Origin of the sequence: Ruminiclostridium josui JCM 17888, assembly GCF_000526495.1 — a bacterium.
Classification (GTDB): domain Bacteria; phylum Bacillota; class Clostridia; order Acetivibrionales; family DSM-1351; genus Ruminiclostridium; species Ruminiclostridium josui.
The window spans coordinates 742,566-765,902 of sequence record NZ_JAGE01000002.1; the positions used below are offsets into that span (position 1 = coordinate 742,566).

The window sequence follows — 23,337 nt, forward strand, 5'->3', positions numbered from 1 at the left end:
ATTACAGATTGTCAATGTTTTAGGTAAATAATTTGCAAATATTTAATTTTTTTTGCAGTTGAAATTCGTATTACATTAGTCTTCTGGTAAGTATTTACTTATTGCTTTTGAAATTTGATTATAACTAAACCCTCTGCCTGCAAGATAAGATTTCATTTTATTAATCAAATTCTCATCATACTCTGTATATTTTGAATATCTTTTTTTAAGTATTTCCAAAGCTACCTCATCATCATCCGGGTTTAATTCTTCAATCACACTGCTTATTATATCATCAGGTATTCCCTTATTACTCAATTCCATTTGCAATAATCTGATAGACTTTGGCTTCAGCTTTGTTTTTTCGGATATATATTTAGTAGCATATTTATAATCATTGATATAATCTATTTCAGTTAAATCATTTATCACTTGATTTATTGTAGTCTCCTCATAACCCAGTTCTCTAAGCTTTTCTTCTACTTCAAAAGAAGTTCTGAGTTTCAAAGAAAGAAACTTTACCGCTGAACTCTTTGCTGCGGCGTAGACCTCGTATTTAAGTATGTAATCCAGTGTTTCCCCCTCTATTATTTTGTCAATGGCAAGATTAAGAGCATCTATACGTTTTTGTGGCAGCACAAATTCTATCTTGTCATCAATGCAGACACTTGCCATGGATTTATTCTTATTGCTTTTTTCTATTGATGTAATCCTCATAACAGCCTCCGTTTAATATTCGCATAATACGTTTATACTATATATAAGGCATGCCTGTACGGAATTCATCCTCTGGCATGCCTTGTAATGACTGTTTCTATTCTTCTTTTATTTTAATATAGTACTATTCAATTTCATCAAGTGAAATATCTTCGTCTCCTTCTGTACCTTCATTTTGTGGAGCATCAGTTACAACAAAATTACTTCTGATAAGTTTTTCAATTTCACTGCACATAGCAGGATTTTCTTTTAGATATTGCTTTGCATTTTCACGGCCTTGACCTATGCGCTGACCGTTATACGAGAACCATGCTCCACTCTTGTTGACAATATCCATGCTAACGGCTATATCAAGTATACCGCCTTCTTTTGATATACCCTCACCATAAACTATATCAAACTCAGCTTCTTTGAATGGAGGTGCTACTTTATTTTTTACAACCTTAACTCTTGTTCTGTTACCTACAACTTCGTTAGCTTGCTTTAATGCTTCTATTCTTCTGACATCAAGCCTTACTGAGGAATAGAACTTTAATGCTCTACCACCGGGAGTAGTTTCCGGATTACCAAACATTACACCGACCTTCTCACGAAGCTGATTAATAAATATAGCAGTTGTTCTGGATTTACTAATAACACCGGCTAATTTTCTCAATGCCTGTGACATAAGCCTTGCTTGCAAACCTATATGGGAATCTCCCATTTCTCCATCAATTTCTGCTTTAGGCACAAGAGCGGCAACAGAGTCAACTACAATAACATCTATGGCACCACTTCTTACAAGTGCTTCTGTAATCTCAAGAGCCTGTTCACCTGTATCAGGCTGAGATACTATCAAATTTTCTATATCAACCCCAAGTTTCTTTGCATACACAGGATCAAGGGCGTGTTCTGCGTCTATAAAAGCAGCTTCGCCTCCGGCTTTTTGAGCCTCCGCAATGATATGCAATGCAACTGTCGTTTTACCTGATGACTCCGGTCCAAAAACTTCTACTATCCTTCCTCGGGGAACTCCTCCTACTCCCAGTGCCAAATCAAGGCTCATGGACCCTGTAGGAATACTCTCTACATTCATATGTGAATTTTCGCCCAGTTTCATTACCGCACCTTTGCCAAACTGTTTCTCTATCTGGCCCAAAGCCATCTCTAATGCTTTTTTCTTTTCTAACACGGGGTGACCTCCTTTATCATTCGAACATTTGTTCTTTTAAATTATATATTTTATTTTATAGATAGTCAACTGTTAAATTAAAATATTTTGCTTGTTATGATTTAACTACTAAACCCTTAATTTTACTAATAAATTTGTTCTTTACTGCAACGGCCTCATCTATCTTAAATAGCATGGTAAATGCAAAATAAACTGATGCTCCTACTACAATTTCTACTCCTAATGCCGCTATTTCAATTAACTTTGAGTGCATTACGAAAGGCTTTGTAAAATCAACAGGGATGAATCTATTTAATAAAAATAGTACTCCCCCCATAATAACCGCAGCCCCTAACAGCTTTATTGAATAGTTAAGAAGTTTTTTCCATCCCATTCCATTCATTCGTTTTGATATTATCACCATCATAATAGCCATATTTACCACGCTTTGTATGGAATATGACAATGACATTCCGGCAGGACCCAGATCTGTAGTTTTCATAAATATGTAGCAGAAAACAAAGTTTAGTGCAATAGATATGGTACCAACATAAAGAGGAGTCTTGGTATCATTGTCCGCATAAAAAGCCCTGTTCAGAAGAGCAAGCATAGACTGAGCAATCATTGCAGCCGTAAACAAAAACAGTATATTGCCTGCTGTTACAATTCTTTCTTTTCCTATAACTTGTGACCATTTGTAAACAACACTGACAACAGGTTGAGAAAGGACTATAAATGCTACTGATGACGGTATTATAAGATACAGAATTGTTCTAAAACCATTATCAAGTATTTCCTTGAATTCTCCTATCTTTTTCAGTGCCAGTTTTTCTGAAAGTGTAGGAAGTATCGCTGTTCCAAGTCCCATTGCAAATATGCCGTAGGGCAGTTGCCATAAATCGTTTGCATTGTAATATGCCGTTATACTTCCGTCATTTTTAAACATAGATATAAAGTTTAGTGATATAAGTATATTTATCTGTGCTATGGCAGATGCTGCAAGGGATGGTATTGCAAGCTTGAACAGCCTTCTAAACCCCTGATTCTTCCAAAGAATTTTAGGCCTGTAATATTTTAAATTAGGCCATGCGAAGGTTATCTGCATTAGGAAATATATAATCGCACTTGCTAATACACCAAATGCAACAAATCTAACCCCAAATCTGCTAAGTATGAATATGCTAAGTGCAGTTCCAAGATTATAAACTGATGGTGCAAATGCAGCGGAAGCAAACCTCTTATATGAATAAAGCACTCCGTTTGTCATTCCTGCAAGCATCATAAAACCAACTGAGGGAAACAGTATTCTGGTAAGCTGGATTGTCATCTCCCTTTTTTCACCCGTTAAGCCTGACGCAGTCATGGATACTACAGCAGGAGCAAAAATTACTCCAAGAATACATACCCCAATCATGGTTACAAATACAACGTTTATAAAAGTTCCAACAGCTTTCCAGCCGTCCTCTTCCTCATCTTTAGCAATGTATCCAGACAGTACGGGAACAAGTGCTGCTGAAATTGCCCCGCCTATTAATAAATTGTACATCAAGTCAGTGGTTCTGAACGCTGCTAGCAATGAATCCGATTGTGCTGCCGTAAGCAGATTGTTAATAAGTATTGTTCTCAAATAACCCGTTATTCTGCTTACAACCAACGATGCCATAACTATTATTGCGGCACCTGTTAATTTTTTATTATTTGAACTCAAATTAAACCCTCCCGACTGCTCATTTGCAGTCCTTTTCCTGTGTATAACCTTAATCAAAAATCAATTTTCAATTTTAAAATATGTCTTCTTATTAAATCAAACACATTTAATGCTGTAATCGTTCTGATTTTTTTTCTATTTCCTGAAAGTCTAAGCTCTTTTGTAATTGTTCCGCTGTTACTGGAAAGGCCTATATAAACCAAACCAACAGGTTTTTCGGCAGTACCTCCACCTGGCCCTGCTATTCCTGTAACTGAAATACCAATATCAGTCTTTAGTCGCTTTCTGATACCTTCAGCCATTTCTGCTGCTGTTTCACGGCTGACTGCTCCGTGAGCCTGAAGAGTCTTTTCCTTTACTCCAAGGTATTCCATTTTCGCTTCATTGGAATATGTCACTGCTCCTCCCATAAATACCTTGGATATACCAGGTATATTGGTAAACATCTCTGAAATAAGACCTCCTGTACAGGATTCAGCAGTTGCAATTGTAATATTGTTTTCCAAAAGAAGTCTAGCAGCCACAGAATCCAAAGTTTCATCTTTATCAGAGTACAGATTTTCACCGGTTCTTCTTTTAATCTCATCTACAACAGGCATCAGTATTTCTTCTGCACTTTCTCCATTTTTAACACTGGCAGTTACCCTTATAGTAACCTCGCCTTCCTTAGCATACGTAGCAATAGTTGGATTTGTTTGGTTATCAATTAAATCTATTATTTTAGTTTCCATAGCTGATTCACCGATACCAAAAACCCTTAAAATTACTGATTCCAGAGAATAATCGCCCTTATTTTTGAAATATGGCATAACATAATCCAAAAACATTGGCTTCATTTCTACCGGTGGGCCCGGGAGCATTACAACTACCTTTTCTCCCATTTCAATTATACATCCCGGTGCAGTACCATTATTATTTTCAAGTACTATACAACCTTCGGGCATGTACGCTTGCTTTTCATTATTTGGAGTCATCTGTCTTCCTAGCCTGCTGAAATAATCTTTTATTCTATTTAGGCTCTCTTCATGAATAACCAGCTTTTTTCCACAAACTCTTGAAATAGTTTCCTTTGTCAAATCATCCTGTGTAGGTCCCAAACCGCCTGTTGTAATGACAACGTCACTCCGTTCCAAAGCAAGTTTCAAAGAGTCTTCTAATCTATTGGGATTGTCACCTACTACACTATGATAATATACACCAACTCCTGCTTCTGGCAGTTTTGAGGATATATACTGTGCATTGGTATTAACAATCTGACCCATAAGCAGCTCTGTACCAACGGCTAATATTTCTGCTTTCATATTTGTGCCTCCGTTATATAGTAAATAAACCCGTATTTATTTATTATACAACATGAAAACAAAATAGTAATCAAACATTTGAAAAAAGGAATTAATTTAAGAAATGAAATAACAGAAAAAATCTTTGAGTTCAACTAACCAGTTTAATTATAACATAAATATGTAGGCTTTCAAGCACTTTTTTTGTCTAGAATAATGTATTTATTTTAAATATCGTTATATAATACTTTTATATATTATTTACCAGTACAAAGGAGAATTAATTATGAAGGCATTGTTTATTGGTGGAACAGGTATTATTAGTTCAGCAATTACATCCTCTTTGGTTGAGCAAGGCTGGGAACTTTATCTTATTAACAGGGGCAACAGGTCTGAAAGCATTCCTGCAGGAGCAAAACTTTTAAAGGCTGATATTAATGACGAAGAACTTGTAAAATCACTTATAAAAGATATGAATTTTGATGTCGTGGCAGATTTTATTGCCTTTGTACCTTCACAGGTTGAACGTGATATAAGACTTTTCTCCGGCAGAACAAAGCAATACATATTTATTAGTTCTGCTTCAGCATATCAAAAACCCCTGTCTGATTATCGAATAACTGAATCAACACCTCTTGCAAATCCATATTGGGAATATTCTCGTAATAAAATTGCTTGTGAGGAACTTCTAATGTCAGAATACCGCAACAACGGCTTCCCTGTAACTATTGTACGTCCAAGTCACACTTACGACAATCGAAGCATTCCTCTTGGTGTTCATGGAAATAACGGCAGCTGGCAGGTAATAAAGAGGATGTTGGAAAACAAACCTGTAATCATTCACGGTGACGGAAGCTCTTTATGGACTTTAACATATAATACAGATTTTGCCAAAGGCTTCATAGGTTTAATGGGCAATATTCATGCCATTGGTGAGGCCATTCATATTACGTCTGATGAAAGCCTTACATGGAACCAGATTTATGAAATAATCGCTTCTACTTTGGGAGTAAAACTCAATGCTGTACACATAGCAACAGATTATCTTGCAGCTTCAAGCGACTATGATTTCACAGGTTCTCTTTTGGGGGATAAGTCAAACACAGTTGTATTCGACAATTCCAAGATAAAAAGGTTAGTACCCGGTTTTAATGCAACTGTTCGTTTTGACCAAGGAGTCAGATATGTTTTGGAAAATATTCTTTCCCATCCAGAACTCCAGACTGAAGATAAGGAATTTGATGATTGGTGTGATAAAGTTATCAATAATTATATGAATTCTATGAAAAAATAATTATATTTACCCGAAAATAGAAAAAAGTATCGGAATCCAGGTACAAATTACCATTCCGATACTTTTTTATTATTAACGAATTAAAGTTTTATTTATTATATTCATGATTCTCTCCATTTGATTAAGCAGGAAAAAATGCCCGCCATCAAATTGAATAATTTCAGTTTTACCAGATGTATAGTCTGCCCATTTTTCCAGTCCTTCCATACTGGTCATTTTGTCATCTTTTCCATTAAAAACCGTTATGTCACAGCTTAATTTTACATCTTTTTCAATATAATTATATTCTTCTATCAATGTATAATCTGCCCTTAGTATAGGCAAAAATATACTACGCAATTCCTTGTTTTCAAAAACCTCTTTGGGTGTACCACCAAGTTCATAAACCTCATTTATAAATTCTTCATCAGGTAAATGATGTATATTCTTACGATTTTTGTAAAATACAGGAGGACATCTACCTGAAATAAATAGGTGCAGGGGCTCTGTTTTTTTGGTTTTAAGAATTTTTTGTGCCAGTTCAAGAACAATGGAACTTCCCATACTATGTCCAAATAAAGCAAAGGGCTGTTCATCAACTGACGATGATATTATATTGTAAACATCATCTATTACTTCTGCCATATTTTTGAATAATGGTTCACTTATCCTTTTTCCTCTTCCTGCCAGTTCCACAGGCATTACTTTTATATTTTTGTCAGCAAAATGTTTCAACTTAGAATATATGTTTGAAGAACCTCCTGCATATGGAAAGCAAAACAGATTAATTGTATTTTTCATAGTACTCCTCTTAATAAAAATAGTTTAAAATCTTACAAAATTTTTACTACTTAACCCAATATATTATATATTATCCAGTTTAGGATTTCCATAGTTCTGTTTAATCCTTTGCAAACTTCACAAATTTGTCAATCTCTGTTAGAATAAAAGTCAGCACATATGCTAAGCAGTTGTTTTCATGAAAGGTTGGGGTGTCTTGATTAAATTATATGGTACGAAAGTTTCTGCGTGTACTGATAATTATATTGATTTATTAAAGCGATTGATTTCTGATGAAAGAAAAGCAAAAATGGAAAGGTTTCTATTTAAGGAGGATTCTATAAGGTGCCTTCTTGGCGAAGTTATAGCCAGATATGCCATATGTAAAAACTTAAACTATAAAAATGAAGTTATTAGTTTCAAAACAGACTCTAATAATAAACCATACTTTCCAATTGCGAGCCATTCTGTTTTTTATAATATATCCCATTCCGGCGATTGGGTTGTCTGTATTCTTTCAGATAAGCCCTGCGGAATAGATGTAGAACTTATAAAACAAACAAAATTCGACATTGCAAAAAGATTTTTTTCACCCAGTGAGTATGAAAATCTTATGAGCCAACCGGAACATTACCGTACCAAATACTTTTTTATGCTGTGGACATTGAAGGAAAGTTATATAAAAGCTGACGGAAGAGGATTATCAATTCCTCTTGATTCGTTTTCTTTTAACATAGATTCAGGCAAGATATCTCTCTCAACAAAAGATACAAGCAATCTTTCAAACTACTTTTTCAGTCAATTTGAAATTGACGATAACCATATCGTTTCCGTTTGTTCTGAGGAAGATTGTCTTTCGGATAAAATATGTCTTGTAACCGTTCAGGATATTTTGAATACTTTGTAAATAGTATAAGGGCTGCCTCAAAATATAAGAGGCAGCCTATTAAAGATTATTTATGCACAATAAATCTTATCGCTTGGTAGTATTTCTATACCGGATTTCAATAATGTTTCTATTGCCGTTTCAGGGTTTTCAACTCTTAAAATAACAAATGCTTCATTGCCTGTTTTTCCTACAAAAGCATACATATACTCAATGCTTATACCATTATCATGAAGAATATCCAATGCCTTTGCAAGTCCTCCTGGCTTATCTTCAACACCAATTGCTATAACACTGGTACAGCTTACGGTAAACTGCTGCTCACTCAAAAAACGTTCAGCATCTTCCGGCTTATTTACAATAAGTCTTAATATGCCGAAATCCGTAGTATCTGCTATAGACATAGCACAGATATTAATGTTATTATCCGCAAGTGTTCTGGTTACATCAGCCAACCTTCCTGATTTGTTTTCTAGAAAAACTGAAATCTGCTTAACAAGCATGGTTAACGGCCTCCTTTATATTTGTTATTGTTAATGAATAACCTAACCCTTAATATATAACCCTTTTGTCAATAACTCTTTTTGCTTTTCCTTCGCTGCGCTGAATGGTTTTTGGTTCAACCAGCTTGATTTTTGCACTTATTCCTAAAGTACTATTAATTTCCTTAGAAATCTTCTTTTCCACATCTTCCAGCTTTTTTACTTCATCCGAGAATAAGCTTGGAGTAATTTCAACCTGAATTTCCAGTGTATCCAAATTGTCTTTTCTATCAACTACCAGCATATAATGAGGTGCAGTCTCTCCAATTGATAATAGAACACTTTCAACCTGTGAAGGGAAAACATTTACACCTCTGATTATGAGCATGTCGTCTGTTCTGCCGGTAACCTTACTCATTCTTACCGCTGTACGTCCACATTCGCATTTATCATAGTTCAATGACGAAAGATCTCTGGTTCTATACCTAATTAACGGTAGGCCTTCTTTTGTAATAGTTGTAAAAACAATTTCCCCTTTTGACCCTTCTGGAAGGACTTCACCTGTGTCAGGATCAATAATTTCCGGGATAAAATGGTCTTCAGGAATATGCATACCATTTTGATAATCACATTCAAATGCAACCCCAGGACCTATTACCTCACTTAACCCGTATATATCAAAAGCTTTAATCTTTAGTCTGTCCTGTATTTCCTGCCTCATACTTTCTGACCAAGGTTCCGCCCCAAAAATACCGGCCTGGAGCTTTAAGTCGCTTCTCTTTATTCCCAGTTCTTCCATCTCCTCAGCCAAATACAAAGCATAAGAAGGTGTACATGCAATATGAGTTGTACCAAAATCCTGCATAATTGAAAGCTGTAACTTTGTATTTCCTGATGAAGTAGGTATAACTGTTGCTCCCAGTTTCTCACCGCCGTAATGAGCACCTAGGCCTCCGGTAAATAATCCGTAACCGTAAGAAACTTGCAGAAAAGAGTCTTTTCCTGCTCCTGCCGCTGTAAATGTTCGAGCAATAACCTCAGACCAAACATCAAGGTCATTTTTAGTATAACCTACCACCGTTTTCTTACCAGTTGTTCCAGATGATGCATGAACTCTGACAATTTCACTCATAGGTACTGCAAATAATCCGTATGGATATGTATCTCTCAGGTCCTGCTTATAGGTAAAGGGTAAATTTTTCAAATCATCAACAGACTTGATATCTCCCGGCAGTATTCCCTTTTCCTGCATCTTCTTTCTGTAAGTAGGTACATTTTCGTATACCCGCTTTACAGTTTTAATTAATCTTTCTGATTGAACCTTACGCATTTCTTCTCTGGACATACATTCGTATGTCTGATTCCAACATGACATAACGTTTCACCCTCCCAAGAATAAATATAATTTATATATTCTTTGCCATCATCCCACTCGGAATGGCTTTCAGGGTTTACTTACAAAATGTAGCCCCACACAAAAGCAATAGGCTTAAATTCTTAATTATGATAATTGTAACCTTCCTCAAAGGCTTTGATGTTTACATCTAGTACCTTTGCAGGAACCACTTCATTTATGGCTTCTAAAAATATGTTTTTATCAATACCTGCTAATTTTGCCATTACTCCCAACAGAACAATATTCACCGCTTTTATTGTTCCACATTCTTTGGCAATTTTAAGTGCATCAAGTGAATAAATTCTATATGATGCCTTTAATGTTTCAAGTATTTTTTCAGGATACTTAACCTTTCCTGTGATTACAGGCATTGGATCAATTTCCTGCTCATTTACTATCATCTTGCCTTCCTTATTGAGATATTCCACCCACCTGAGTGCTTCTAACTGTTCAAAGGCAATAATTAGATCTGCCTCACCCTTTTCAATTAAAGGTGAATATACCTTTTCTCCATACTTTACATATGTAACAACGCTGCCGCCTCTCTGAGACATACCGTGTACCTCTGAGACCTTAACGTCAAAATTCAGTTTTAATGCAACTGTTCCCAGTATTCTGCTGGCCAGAAGAGTTCCCTGTCCGCCAACACCAACAATAAGAAGATTTAATTTTTTCACCTTATTCACCTGCCCTTTCGATAGCACCAAATCCGCATATCTTTGTGCAGAGTTTGCAACCTACACAAAGTGCCGGATTTATTTCAAGGTGATCACCCTTTTCAACTATGGCAGGGCATCCTATTTTCATGCACATTCTGCACTTTTTACATTTATCCTGTACTATTCTGTGACTTCCTTCATATTTTACATACTTTAAAAGTGCACATGGACGCTGAGAAATTATCACAGAAGGTTCATCTGCATCTATTTCAGCTTTTACAACCTTCTCAAATTCCTTTATATCAAAAGGATCTACAACCGTAACCCTGTCAACACCCACAGATTTACAAAGAAGTTCAAGATCTACCTGTTTTGTAGGCTCACCCTTAATTGTAAATCCTGTTGTAGGATTCTGTTGATGCCCAGTCATTCCCGTAATTGAATTATCAAGAATAATTACAGTGGAGTTACCTTTATTATATACAATATCTATTAAGCCCGTAATTCCTGAATGTATAAATGTTGAGTCGCCGATAACTGCTACAGTTTTTTTTCTGAATTCAGTCCCACGTGCTTTTTCCAATCCATGTGCAATACCAATGCTTGCACCCATACACACGCATATATCCATTGCTTCGTTAGGAGGCAATGCACCTAACGTATAACATCCTATGTCTCCGCTTACGGTCAGTCCCATTTTTTTGAGAACATAGAACATACCTCTATGAGGACATCCTGGACACATTACTGGTGGTCTTACAGGAACGGCATTATTGGAAGCTTCATTAGAATCAAACTTTTTATCACGAAGTTTCTCTGCAAGCAATTGCGCACTATACTCACCGGTTATAGGAAGCTTTTCTTTACCAATTACTTTTATGCCCATTTTCTTAATTTGATTCTCAAAGAATGGCTCCAATTCTTCTACAACATAAAGTGTTTTTACTTTTGACGCAAATTCTTCAATTAGTTTTTCAGGAATCGGATGAACCATTCCTATCTTTAATACAGATGCATCTGGTATCGCTTCTTTTACATACTGATATGAAATTCCGCTGGTTATAACACCGATGTCATTACTTATCATTTCAATCTTGTTTAATCCACTTTCATTTGAGAATTTTCTCAAAGCAGTCATTCTCTTTTCAACTTCAACATGCCTTTTTCTTGCCATAGCAGGCATCATTACATATTTGCTTGCATCCTTAGAATATTGCTTTAACTTGTAATCTTCTTTATCGCTAAGTTCAACAACACTTTGAGAATGAGATACTCTGGTGGAAAGTCTTACGATTACAGGACAATCAAATGTCTCGCTTATGGTAAATGCTTGTTTTACGAAGTCCTTACATTCCTGAGAGTCGGAAGGTTCAAGCATCGGAACCTTTGATGACCTTGCATAGAATCTACTGTCCTGCTCGTTCTGTGAACTGTGCATTCCAGGGTCATCAGCAACCATTATAACAAGACCTCCGTTTACGCCTGTATATGATACTGTAAAGAGAGGATCTGCTGCAACATTAAGTCCTACATGTTTCATGGAACATATGGCTCTTGCTCCTCCGATGGATGAACCTATAGCTACCTCCAGTGCCACCTTTTCATTTGGTGCCCACTCTGAATATATTTCATCATATTTGGATATGTACTCAGTAATTTCCGTACTAGGAGTTCCAGGATAAGCCGCCGCTACTGAGCAGCCTGCTTCATATGCTCCTCTTGCCACGGCTTCATTGCCGAGCATGAGTTTCTTCATTGATATTCCCCCATCTCTATTTGATTAATTATTGTAATACTTGATTACAATCATCATACATTGTTTATTATTATAAAGTATTATCAGCCTAAAGTAAATGAAGAAATTCGACACATTTAGCGCTATACAGCGTTTTTTGTTGTTTTAAGCATGTTTAATTTTATCTAAGCGAACTTTTAATTATGCAACGAATAGATTATTTTTATAAAATTCCTATAAATATATGATATAATAATTGCTGACTATAAACAATAAACTATTAAGAGGTCTTAAAATGAACACTAGAAAATTTACTTATATAATTACTATAGTAGTAGGTTTATTTCTTTTTGGAATGGGAACAGTTTTTCTTTATTATGCAAACAGCATAACAGGAGCTGATGGCAGCAATGCTGTTCCCGCGATACTAGAAGGACTTAATGCCACTACCAATAAAGAGCCTATGAACTTCTTCCTCCTTGTTGGTGATAAGTCAAGTGGCAATACGGATTCAATGCTGGTAGCAAATTATAATCCAGAAAAAAAACAGATAAGTATCGTTACAATACCAAGAGATACTAAGGTTAAATTAAAAAACAATATACTTCCCAAAATAAATGCTGCCTATGCAGCAGGAGGACGCAATCACGAAGGTGCAAGATATGCAGCCGAGATAGTAAGTAACTTAACGGGAATCAATATTAACTATTATGTTCATATTAATATTTCCGCAATCAAAAAGATTACAGACATGCTTGGCGGAGTTTATTTTGACGTTCCTGTTGATATGAAGTATGATGACCCTTCTCAGAATCTTCATATTAATTTGAAAAAAGGTTATCAGTTGTTGGATGGTGACAAGGTTGAGCAATTACTTCGTTTCAGAAAACCAAACGGAGACCGATATACAAAAGAGTTAAAAGAGTTTTATGACGGCAGTGATATAAAGAGAACAGAAATGCAGATGAAGTTCATAAAAGAATTTATAAAACAGAAGCTAAAGGTACAAAATATTCCAAAGCTAAATCCCGTGCTTAATTATGCCTTTCAAAATGTTATAACCAATATGACTTTATCAGATGCACTAAAGATGACTTCTGGGCTCATAAGTATTTCTCCTGACAATTTTAATTCTTTCCGTCTTGACGGTGAAGACAAGGTTATAAATAAAGGATGGTACTACGTATACAACGGTAACATAATCAATATTGAGACAAAAGAATCTCTTCCGGCGGCTGATATAGTTAATGAATATTTTTATTCTGCCAACGGTATAGCAATTCCATCAGGCGAACTATATGTTCCTACTGAAAGTAACGATGACGAGGATGAAGTAAAAGCTCCTAGTACATCGAAAAAAACGCCTGCTATTAAGAAGCAAAATCCCTCAAATACTGATACCGACACCAAAGGAACGTCAAAGGGATAAAGTAAGGAGTGTAAAAAATGACTACTTTTATTCATAATATTCTAATGCCTTTAATAGATATTATCGAAGGTATGGGACCTTGGGGAATTGGTCTTTGGATGCTCTTTGAAAGCAGCTGTATTCCTCTTCCCAGTGAAATTATACTGCCTTTTGGAGGAATGATGGCTTCTCAAGGAAGCATTACTCTGTTGGAAGCAAATATTGCAGCAGCCATAGGAAGTCTTATTGGCTCCATGTTTGCCTACTTTGTTGGTTCTTATGGGGGTAGGCCTTTTATACTTAAATACGGAAAATACTTTTTTGTATCGGAAAAGAATTTTTATAAAGCGGAAGAGGTATTAAAAAAAAGAGGTATGCTGGCTGTGTGCTTAGGAAGACTTCTTCCCGTAATCAGAACATTTATTTCTTTACCTGCTGGAATCGCTAAAATAAATAAATTAAAGTTTGTTATTTTCTCAACAATCGGAATGCTTCCCTGGAATTTTACACTAATCTATCTGGGTTTTGTATTTGGAAAGGATTATGAGACTAAAATCAGGCCGTATTTTAAGGGTTTTGAAAATATAGTAATAGCACTGATTTTAATCTGCATCGTCCTATTTGTAATTTACAAGGTTATTTCCTCCCGTAGAGAAAGTAATAAATCTATGGGAAGCAAATAGTTATTGAGTTATTTATGTCTGGGTGCGCTTTTAACAAGAACTGCTGCTTTTGTAATAGCTGAAATGACATCTACCTCGAATTGGTTTCTTAAACTATTTACTTTTGAATACAGTTCGCCTTTTTCAGAGGCAATGTATTTCGGAGGAAGGCTGTTAAGCGCAAGGGCAGCTATATCCTTAACACACAATTCACATTTACACATGTTAATGTCGTCTAGGACTCCGTCCATTAGATTGAATACAACTTCCTCCATATAATTTTTTAACGTTACCATACTTTCATCCCCTTATACCCGACTTATATAATTACACACATTAATCATTTCGGTAATATTTTCAAAATCCCTCTATATTTTCTATAATTTTTAAAAGTTCGCTTCTTTGCTTTCTTTCAACCTGTATATCAGTCCAAATTTCAAAAGCTGAAACCCCTTGATTTATCAGCATACCAAATCCGTTTCTTATTTTGCAACCAGCTTTTTCTGCCTGTGTCATAAATTTTGTTTTCTTAGGGTCATATAGAACGTCATACACCATCTGAGTCCCATTAAAGTTGAAGTCAATATCAAAAGGAGTTGAGTCGAGATATGTACTCATACCAGCAGGTGTTGTATTTATAACAATCTGGTTATTTTCAAGTTCTTTATCAATTTTGTCTTTCTCCGGGGACATTGTACTTACAATGTTTCCGAAATTACTATTTACAAGCTTAGAGATACTTTTTGCGTTGGCCTCTGACCTGTTTACTATGGTGAGATGTTCAATGCCTTCCATTGCAAGCTTGACAGCAATAGCCCTTGAGGTTCCCCCTGCTCCCAGTAGCATTACCCTCTTACCTTTAAATGTAGTTTCAAAACCATCGCAAAAATCCCTGACAAAACCTTCAGCATCTGTATTAAAGCCTATGAGCCTTCCGTTTTGCTTTTTTACGGTATTAATTGCACCCATAAGCCTACCTTCTTCTGAAATTTCATCCAGGTATTTTATAACATCTTTTTTATATGGAACAGTTACGTTAAAACCTAAAAAGTTTATACTTTTTAATCCATCCATAACTTGTTCTAATTTTCCGGTTTCAACAAGTATAGGTAAATATACAGCATTTACTCCAAATTTTTTAAATAGTGTATTATGAATAAAAGGTGATTTTGTATGCTCAATTGGATTTCCAAGCACACCATACAATTGTGTTTTTCCATTAACAAGCTCAACCAAATTCATTGGTTTGCCCCACCCCCAATGTCATTTTAAACGACTTTTTTCTATTTGAAGCCTTTTCTTCTTCCATTCATTTCTTACTTCCAGTCTCGAAGTTTCTACATTACTAAAGCGCTTTAATACTCTTTTTTCAATATGCCTTTTTAATCTGACATATAGAATTTCCTTTTTATCAATGGGCTTTACAAGGACTGTAAGCATATTTACTTTATTTCCCCCATATATATCGGTAAATATCTGGTCACCAATAACTGCCACTTCTTCTGGCTCAAGCCCCATTTTTTCGGCTGCATTAAGAAAAGCTTTCCCTTTGGGTTTATATGCTCTGTGTATTGCCATTACCGACATCTCTTTGTTGAACCTTGTTACTCTTTTTAGTGAAGCGTTTGATAGTATACATACCTTAAACCCAGTTTTTTGCAGCTCAGCTACCCAAGTTATTGCATTCTCATCAGCATCCTTTGTATGCATAGGTACAAGAGTGTTGTCTATATCAAGTATAACTCCCTTGATACCTCTTTCTTTAAGTCTATTTATATCAATATGTCTTATACTATCATAATATAAGTCAGGATAATATTTTTCGATCATGTAAATTCCTCCATATCAACCTATGATAGCAAAACCTACTATGTTTTGCAAACCATTTCGTACTTCTTATTGTATTGTGTGCTATTCAAAATTCAAGAGTTTATTGTTAAGGCAAAGCTGCAAATCAAACTTTCTGCATCCCACTTTGAAAAACTTTATTTCGATTAAATCCTTATGGGTTTGAGTGTCCTGTTCTATTGAAATTACTATGCCTCTGCCAAATTTAACATGACTGACAAACTTTCCTTCTACTATATTGTCTATTATGTCCTTTTGCAAAAGTTGTACAACCTCATTTACAAAAATAGAAGGCATAACTTTTTCATTATTTATAGTATCAGGATAGATGAGAAAAAGTTTTTTTCTTGTCCTAGTCATTCCAACATAAAAAAGTCTTCTTTCCTCTTCAATTACGATTTTTTCAGAGTTTTCAAGAGCCTTATCCCCCGGAATTTCACTGTTTATAAGGTCTATCATAAATACGTTGTCATATTCAAGTCCCTTTGAAGAGTGCAGTGTACTCAGAGTTATTTCATTCTTTTCGCCGTCGTGTTTATATCCTCCATCCTGAAATATTTTCTCCAGCTCCTGTAACCGCATTAGGAATGAGGAAATAGTGGGACAATCAATTGATATTCCATGCAAAATACCATACAGTTTATTCAGATAGTCGAAGGACTGACCGGATATGGCACTGTAATCCTTAATACTATCCAGATATCGGAAGTTATTTTTTATATATTCTAATGCCGACCAAGGATTCTTCTTTGCCAATGAAGCAAATTCTCCCTTTAAATCCCTCATTGCCGTGAGCTGGAAAGGTTTCAGGTCATGACTATTAATTATTCTGTCAATTACATTTTCACCACTTCCTTCACCCTGTAAGACGCATTCCAACATGGTTTTTGATATGAATCTATTCATTCTGAAGCATATTTTTGCAAATGATTCGGTATCAGAACTATCAAGTGCAAATAATAAAAAAGCACATACCTCCTGTACAAGCCAGTGTTTAAAATAAAACAGCCTATTCTGCCTTATTCTAAAAGAAATTCCATTTCTTTGCAATTTTTCTGAAACAAGAATTGATGAGAGATTATTTCTATACAATATCCCTATGCTTTTTGACTTTTTTTCTTTTAGCAGCTCTTCTATCTTTTTTAGAAGGAAATCCTGCTGCTCACTCTCATTAACAACTCTGATAATCACCGGGTCGTCTGCCCTTTTATTTTTGGTTTTATGTGATTTCAAATATCTTTTATCATTTTTCATTATGAATTTACTTGTAAGGTCTACTATATTACTTGAAGACCTGTAGTTGTTTTCAAGCCTGAAAAGCCTGAGATTGTTAAATTCATGGCTAATATTCAGAATATACTGGGGTTCGGCTCCTCTGAATCGGTAAATTGACTGGTCATCATCAGCTACTATAAATATATTCCCATCCGGCCCTGCCAACTGCTTGAGAATGGCAAACTGTATATTGGATAAATCCTGGCCTTCATCAACTTGTATATATTTATATTGTTTTTTATATTCTTTTAAAACTTGCGGATATCTTGAAAGAATACTATAGGCATATGTAAGCATATCGTCAAAGTCAATCATGAGATTCTTTTTCTTGTATTCTTCGTATGTTTTATATACATTTTTGAATTTCTTTGAGCTAAAAAAGCTGTCATCAGCATTTTTTATCATTTTATTCTTTATATAGCTTATTTCGTTTATAAGATTATCCAGTTCATCATCGTTTATTTTGGTGCTGTTTATGCTAAAATATATGTCCTTTAAAAGGATTTTCTTATTAATATCTTCATCTATACCTTCAATACGCCTTAAACTCTGCCCTTTCATTATCTCATAGTCTCTGACCACTCTGTTACAGAAGCTATGAAGGGTGGCAAAGCGTACTTTTTCTCTTATCCTATTTCCGTATAATTTTTCAAAACGTCTTTCCATTTCCAACTGTGCAGCCTTATTAAAAGTAAGTGTCAAAATACTTTTGGGATTGACACCTGATTTAATTAAATTATAAACACGGTTTACAATTACAGTTGTTTTTCCACTACCGGGTCCGGCAATAAGTAATACAGGCCCATTAACAGTAAGTATAGCTTCTCTTTGTTCAGTACTTAAATTTTTAAATTCGTCTACAATTTCTATATCCTTTAATTTATTATATTCTCTATCTACTTCAGATTGTGTCATGTATTCACCTATTCAATATTTTTATCAATCCAGAACTGCTCCAGCTTTTTTCCAAGCTGCCCAGTATCATGTACACGTAAAGCATGTTCCCAATGTCTTGGAAATAACCGTCTATAGTTACCATTTGAAAATCTTTCGTCCAAAAGTATTACTAATCCAACATCATCTTCTGAGCGGATTACCCTTCCTGCAGCTTGCAGTACTTTGTTCATTCCAGGATACATATAAGCATTTTCAAATCCCATTCCATTTTTATTTTGATAATAATTCATGATAATATCCTGTTCGGGACTAACCTGAGGAAGTCCTACTCCTACTATTATTGCTCCTATAAGTCTATCTCCCTTCAAATCTATACCCTCGGAAAAAATTCCTCCCAAAACACTAAAAGAAACAAGGCACTTTCCAGTACCGGATTGAAACTTGTTTAAAAAGCTCTCTCTTTCTTCCTCTGTCATGGAAGTTTCCTGTATTATTGTATCAATTTCAGGATATTGCTCTGTAAACCTGGTATAAACCTCGTTCATGTATTTATATGAAGGAAAAAACACCAGATAATTTCCTGTCTTTTTGCTTATAGTAGACCATATTATGTCTACTATTTTATCATAGCTTTTATCACGATTTTTATATCTAGTAGAAATATTATCATTAACAATAAGACAGAGATTTTCTTTAGCAAAAGGTGATGCAAGATTTATGTTATAGTCCTCTTTGTCACCGCCCAATACATCCATAAAATAGTTAAGGGGTGTAAGGGTTGCAGAGAAAAATACAGCTGCTTTACCTCTTTTTACAGCTTCTGCAAGCAAAAAAGAGGGGTCAAGACAAAATAGCTTAACTCTGACATCATTTGACTTTGATTCTATAAATGTAACGTACCTTTCATCGTAAAAATCAGCCATTCTGGTAAAAGCTATTGAATTGAAATATGTCTCCAGAAGCTGGTCAAAACCGTCAATATTGCTATTTTGATTCTTTAGTATCCATTCCTCTGATTCTGATATAAAACTGTTTAACAATCTATACAGGTCCGTTAATTCTGCTTTACTAACAATAAAACCTTCCTCCTTACATTGTTTGCGTAGAGCTACCATATATGAATTTATCTTGTTTAATATTCTTGCAACTTTAGGAACTTTTGACTTCATTAGCTTTTTTGCTTCTAGATATCCCGATTTATGTATTTGAGCGGAAAACATTTCTCTTGCTCTGTCCACTAAGTTATGGGCTTCATCAACCAAAAAAGCATAATCTCCTGTATTGTTAAGAAAAAATCTTTTCAAATATACCCTTGGGTCAAAAGCATAATTATAGTCACAAATAATGCAATCTGCCCATAATGAAAGGTCAAGGCTAAATTCAAAGGGACATACCATATGCTTGCGTGAATACTCTTCTATAACATCCCTGGACAGATTTTCAGAATTTTTAAGCACATCTTCCATGGCATTGTTAACTCTGTTGTAATGGCCTTTTGCATATTCGCAGAAATCAGGATTACAGCTTCCTTCTTTGTTGAAACATATTTTATCCTTTGCTGTAAGAGTTATGGTTCTGAATACCAAACCGCACTCTCTCATTTTCCAAAATGCCTCTTCAGCCACCTGTCTAGTAATAGTTTTCGCAGTAAGGTAAAATATTTTTGAAATGTGTTGTTCCCCTAAGGCTTTTACTGCTGGAAACAACGTTGATATGGTTTTTCCAATACCTGTGGGAGCCTGAGCAAATAGTTTTTTGCCTTGCATTATGGTTTTATATACTGCAACCGCAAGCTCCCTCTGTCCCTTTCTGTAGTCTTTAAAGGGAAATTCAAGAATTTTTATAGAAGTATCTCTTCTTTTATTCCATGAATCTGATATATTGGCCCAAACCACATATTTGTCCAACAATTCTTCAATAAATGTAGCTAGTTCTTGAATTAGAAACTTTTTCCTGATTCTTTTTATTTCTTCAGTTTCTATATGAAAATACGTTAATTGAACATATATACTGTCAAGTTCATTCTGAATGGCATAAATAAAAGCATAGCACTTTGCTTGTGCCCAATGCAGAAGACTAAAATCTTCATCTATGAATTCAAGGGGACGTGTTGTGGATTTTATTTCATCTATTACAACTCCGTCAGGTTCAGATATTATACCATCAGCACGACCCTCAAGTCTGAATATAAAGTGGTCTGTGTCAAAATTATGGACAAGGGAAACCTCTTTGTTGTAGGAATCTCCACCCTGTTTTTGAATTTTCTGGTGTACTTTTGTACCTTCCAACATTCTGCTAGAGGAAACAAGTCTATTATCAATATCACCAGACCTCAACACCAGCTCAACAAGGTTTCTTATTGAAATTTTTATCTCGGGTTTGCCCATATTCTTATATATTAGCCTCCATCAGCAAATAATACTAATTAATAATTAGTAATCAATAAAATAGCTGACAGGTAAACCAATCAGCTTCTTCAAAGAACGTTAGTTCTAATTATATCAATAAATCTATTCTTTTACAATGTGGCAACTCCTAAACCTCCTTATTATTAAAATAAATTATGAATAACATATTAATGTAATGGTAATTTTAATAGTAAATCTATTTTGGAGGCACATATGTCTGAAAACAGTTTAGTATGCCCTGTTTGTAACAACAGCAACTTTTTAATAAAATACGAAGCTACTTATGTCTACTCATATATAATTGATTCCGATGCTCCCGGCCTTAGAAACAAAGATGAATTTCTTCCATTTATGTTTGATAACCGAGAGCAGAAAGACACAAAACAATTTGTTGAATGTAGTACCTGCGGTTCAAAGTTCAGATGCTATTTTAATCAATGGGATAATAAAATAGGACTGAAAGCTTTACAAGAAGCAATCAGCCAACATCAACCCCATATGGATTGCTGCAAAACATAAAGTTTTTTGATTTTAATACCTGTACTCCCGTATATAATTGAATCAATGATTGCTTCCAAGCTTCCATTGATACAATTTATACTTACGTAGGGCTAGAAAAGATAAAAATTAAGTTTTGTGCCACTCCCTGTTTTAATTGTTTATCCAGAAGAAAAGGTGTAACTCCGATAATCTCAGAATTACACCTTTTCTCCATCATTTTTGTCTCTTTTTTCCACCTTAAACAGGCAATTTTGGTATTGAGCCCAGCAAATACTTCTTGATTAATGCAAAGTCAATGGCATCAACACTGTTATCGCCATTTACATCAGCAAGCTTCATTCCATCAGGTGACGGGAATGTGCTAATTTGTTTTACAAGATACTGTTTGTAAAGTGCAAAGTCGATGGCATCAACAACCTTGTCACCGTTAACATCACCGTAGATGCCGGGATTTACATCTCCTCCCCCAACAAATGTAGTTATAGAATTTGCCGCCAAAGTTGCTGTAAAGCTTCCGCCGTTTACAGTTATCTTTGCACCTTCAGCCAAATCCTGAGTTGAAGAAGTTGTATATGGAGTAACAGAGTCAGGAGTGAATCCTTTCAAGTTGTATGTAATAGATTGACTTGTATAACCGTCATTCATAGCAACTATTGCAAATTTTCCGGTAGCAGGATCTTTATATGCTGTAACATATACATTTGATACAGGATTTGAAGTAGCAGAAAATCTCTGCCATCCCGGTCTTATAAATCTTGAATATTGACCGATTGTATAAAGTCTTTTTGCAACTTTATAAGTTTTTGAATTCATATCCATTTGTATGAGGCCTTCTCCGTTATAGGTTTTATAGCAGGCACCCCACCAGTAATTCCAAGCATTTCCCTGAGTTATTGTCATAAAATCAAAAATTTGCTTTGACCACTTCAATCCGTCAGTAATTGTGGTATCATTTCCATTCATATCTGATATTTCTGTCTGCCATATTCCTTTTCCTTTTGACTTTGTGACTGGAAAAGTTGTGTATGATGATCCATAATTGTGACAACCTACAATATCTGTTCTTGTTACTGCCGTAGCATCATTTAAACAGTCTATTGCATATGATTCAGTACAGGTCATTGGTTCACCCATAATAACCTTTGCAGTAATACCTTCTTTATCAAATGTTGGTACCAGGTAATCCTTCATAAATGTCTTGAATTGAGCTGATGTCCATGTACATGAAGAATAGTCTGTCTCCAGATTAGGCTCATTTGAAATTCCAATATGAGTAATATCAATTCCGAATTTTGATTTATAGTTTTTTATATGCTCTGCTAAATAGGTTGCATATGCTTGATATTTATCTGTTCTGAGATATCCTCTTGAAGTAGAGCCATTTGATTTCATCCAAGCAGGGGGACTCCATACAGTATACAGTATTTTGTCGATACCGTAAGCAGATTGTATTTCTCTTATCATTGGTATCTGGTCATCATTTGATTCATTCCAGTCCCATTTTGATTCTGAAGGCTGCATTGTTTTATTTGGTCCATCAGTTGCATTACCCCATGTCCCTCCATCTCCAAGTATAGAACGAAAAATCGAAAATCCTGCACCTTTTGATGTTGAAAATAGTAAATCATAGATTTCTTTTTTCTTGGTATCTCCTAAAAGAGCAATATTATTTGATTGATGAAAAGCTTCTGAAACGCCAAAACCGTCAATTGTTTGATAATTGGTATCCCAATCCACAGTAACTGTTGATGCTGCATATAGATTTAATGGTAATGCCATAGTCAATAAAAGCATCAAAACCATAGTTACACTTAATATGCTAATTATTTTTCTCATATAAAATCCTCCTATTCTCTGTCTATCATTAATTTGCATTCTTTCTCTTTTGCTTTTATAAATTGCTCTAAATAATTGAGCAAACTTCTTCTTTTGTAAAAAACAGAAAGTTCACCTCCCCAATATAAAATTTAGGCAAAAAAGGATATCTAAATCCTTTAACCTAATCATTTGAACGACTTTTATTGAATAATTTGATTAACTGACGAATTTTTATAGGGAATATAAAAAGAGAGAATCTCTTATTATTTATAGAAGAGCAAAGAGAAAATACAACAAATGTAATTCATATATGTTGCTAATGTATAACTAAGCAAAATATCCAATTGTCAATATTCAAATTATCCATATAAATACATTGTATCACATTATACCCATAATAATCAAAATTTTGAAAGCATAATAAAAAAATGCTTCCTTATAAGTTACATCCACTGTAAACAGATAAGGAAGCAGA

At 34.9% G+C, this 23,337-nt stretch carries 20 protein-coding genes; 5 read left to right on the plus strand and 15 right to left on the minus strand.

Features of this window, described 5'->3' with window-relative positions; translation table 11 throughout:
- Positions 1–75 precede the first annotated feature (75 nt).
- The 4 genes from K412_RS0119550 to K412_RS0119565 form a co-directional block, all read right to left on the minus strand.
- On the minus strand, positions 76–696 hold the full coding sequence (locus tag K412_RS0119550; RefSeq protein WP_024834653.1) for a regulatory protein RecX: 621 nt from the start codon (positions 694–696) through the stop codon (positions 76–78).
- Between the two features lie 124 nt (positions 697–820).
- Positions 821–1,867: a recombinase RecA gene (recA, locus tag K412_RS0119555; RefSeq protein ID WP_024834654.1), complete on the minus strand. Its 1,047-nt coding sequence runs from the start codon at positions 1,865–1,867 to the stop codon at positions 821–823.
- Positions 1,868–1,961: 94 nt separating this feature from the next.
- A complete protein-coding gene (murJ, locus tag K412_RS0119560; protein WP_024834655.1) occupies positions 1,962–3,554 on the minus strand; it encodes a murein biosynthesis integral membrane protein MurJ in 1,593 nt (530 codons plus the stop codon).
- Between the two features lie 53 nt (positions 3,555–3,607).
- The gene (locus tag K412_RS0119565; RefSeq protein WP_024834656.1) at positions 3,608–4,855 is read right to left on the minus strand and encodes a competence/damage-inducible protein A; all 1,248 of its coding nucleotides are present in this window, start codon (positions 4,853–4,855) and stop codon (positions 3,608–3,610) included.
- Between the two features lie 265 nt (positions 4,856–5,120).
- Between K412_RS0119565 and K412_RS0119570 the strand changes: the two genes are divergently transcribed.
- A complete protein-coding gene (locus K412_RS0119570) occupies positions 5,121–6,128 on the plus strand; it encodes an SDR family oxidoreductase (RefSeq protein WP_024834657.1) in 1,008 nt (335 codons plus the stop codon).
- 72 nt (positions 6,129–6,200) lie between these two features.
- On the opposite strand, the gene K412_RS0119575 is transcribed toward K412_RS0119570, so the two are convergent.
- Entirely contained in the window at positions 6,201–6,908 is a 708-nt protein-coding gene (locus tag K412_RS0119575; protein ID WP_024834658.1) for a thioesterase II family protein, read from the minus strand.
- A gap of 196 nt (positions 6,909–7,104) precedes the next feature.
- Here K412_RS0119575 and K412_RS0119580 point away from each other — a divergent pair, with 196 nt between their 5' ends.
- A complete protein-coding gene (locus K412_RS0119580; protein WP_024834659.1) occupies positions 7,105–7,794 on the plus strand; it encodes a 4'-phosphopantetheinyl transferase family protein in 690 nt (229 codons plus the stop codon).
- A 50-nt stretch (positions 7,795–7,844) separates the two neighbouring features.
- On the opposite strand, the gene K412_RS0119585 is transcribed toward K412_RS0119580, so the two are convergent.
- The 4 genes from K412_RS0119585 to iorA form a co-directional block, all read right to left on the minus strand.
- Complete coding sequence (locus K412_RS0119585; RefSeq protein ID WP_024834660.1) at positions 7,845–8,276, minus strand: ACT domain-containing protein; 432 nt, start codon at positions 8,274–8,276, stop codon at positions 7,845–7,847.
- 49 nt (positions 8,277–8,325) lie between these two features.
- A complete protein-coding gene (locus K412_RS0119590) occupies positions 8,326–9,630 on the minus strand; it encodes a phenylacetate--CoA ligase family protein (RefSeq protein WP_024834661.1) in 1,305 nt (434 codons plus the stop codon).
- 122 nt (positions 9,631–9,752) lie between these two features.
- The gene (locus K412_RS0119595) at positions 9,753–10,328 is read right to left on the minus strand and encodes an indolepyruvate oxidoreductase subunit beta (RefSeq protein WP_024834662.1); all 576 of its coding nucleotides are present in this window, start codon (positions 10,326–10,328) and stop codon (positions 9,753–9,755) included.
- A 1-nt stretch (position 10,329) separates the two neighbouring features.
- Positions 10,330–12,066: an indolepyruvate ferredoxin oxidoreductase subunit alpha gene (gene iorA, locus K412_RS0119600; protein WP_024834663.1), complete on the minus strand. Its 1,737-nt coding sequence runs from the start codon at positions 12,064–12,066 to the stop codon at positions 10,330–10,332.
- Between the two features lie 274 nt (positions 12,067–12,340).
- On the opposite strand from iorA, the gene K412_RS0119605 reads away from it, so the two are divergent.
- Positions 12,341–13,474 carry an LCP family protein gene (locus K412_RS0119605; RefSeq protein ID WP_024834664.1) on the plus strand — a complete coding sequence of 378 codons (1,134 nt, stop codon included), beginning with the start codon at positions 12,341–12,343 and terminating at the stop codon, positions 13,472–13,474.
- Between the two features lie 17 nt (positions 13,475–13,491).
- The gene (locus tag K412_RS0119610) at positions 13,492–14,136 is read left to right on the plus strand and encodes a DedA family protein (protein WP_024834665.1); all 645 of its coding nucleotides are present in this window, start codon (positions 13,492–13,494) and stop codon (positions 14,134–14,136) included.
- A gap of 8 nt (positions 14,137–14,144) precedes the next feature.
- Here the strand turns inward: K412_RS0119610 and K412_RS0119615 are convergent, their stop codons facing one another.
- The 5 genes from K412_RS0119615 to K412_RS0119635 form a co-directional block, all read right to left on the minus strand.
- A complete protein-coding gene (locus K412_RS0119615; RefSeq protein ID WP_024834666.1) occupies positions 14,145–14,411 on the minus strand; it encodes a late competence development ComFB family protein in 267 nt (88 codons plus the stop codon).
- 61 nt (positions 14,412–14,472) lie between these two features.
- Positions 14,473–15,357 (minus strand): shikimate dehydrogenase, encoded by an 885-nt coding sequence (gene aroE, locus K412_RS0119620; RefSeq protein WP_024834667.1) that lies wholly within the window; start codon positions 15,355–15,357, stop codon positions 14,473–14,475.
- A 21-nt stretch (positions 15,358–15,378) separates the two neighbouring features.
- Entirely contained in the window at positions 15,379–15,945 is a 567-nt protein-coding gene (locus K412_RS0119625) for a YqeG family HAD IIIA-type phosphatase (RefSeq protein ID WP_024834668.1), read from the minus strand.
- An 81-nt stretch (positions 15,946–16,026) separates the two neighbouring features.
- Positions 16,027–18,153: an ATP-dependent helicase gene (locus K412_RS0119630; protein WP_024834669.1), complete on the minus strand. Its 2,127-nt coding sequence runs from the start codon at positions 18,151–18,153 to the stop codon at positions 16,027–16,029.
- A gap of 8 nt (positions 18,154–18,161) precedes the next feature.
- On the minus strand, positions 18,162–20,522 hold the full coding sequence (locus K412_RS0119635; protein WP_024834670.1) for an ATP-dependent DNA helicase: 2,361 nt from the start codon (positions 20,520–20,522) through the stop codon (positions 18,162–18,164).
- A 234-nt stretch (positions 20,523–20,756) separates the two neighbouring features.
- On the opposite strand from K412_RS0119635, the gene K412_RS0119640 reads away from it, so the two are divergent.
- Positions 20,757–21,062 (plus strand): hypothetical protein, encoded by a 306-nt coding sequence (locus K412_RS0119640; protein ID WP_024834671.1) that lies wholly within the window; start codon positions 20,757–20,759, stop codon positions 21,060–21,062.
- Between the two features lie 219 nt (positions 21,063–21,281).
- Here K412_RS0119640 and K412_RS0119645 read toward each other — a convergent pair whose 3' ends face one another.
- Positions 21,282–22,880: a dockerin type I domain-containing protein gene (locus tag K412_RS0119645; RefSeq protein ID WP_024834672.1), complete on the minus strand. Its 1,599-nt coding sequence runs from the start codon at positions 22,878–22,880 to the stop codon at positions 21,282–21,284.
- Between the last annotated feature and the right edge of the window lie 457 nt (positions 22,881–23,337).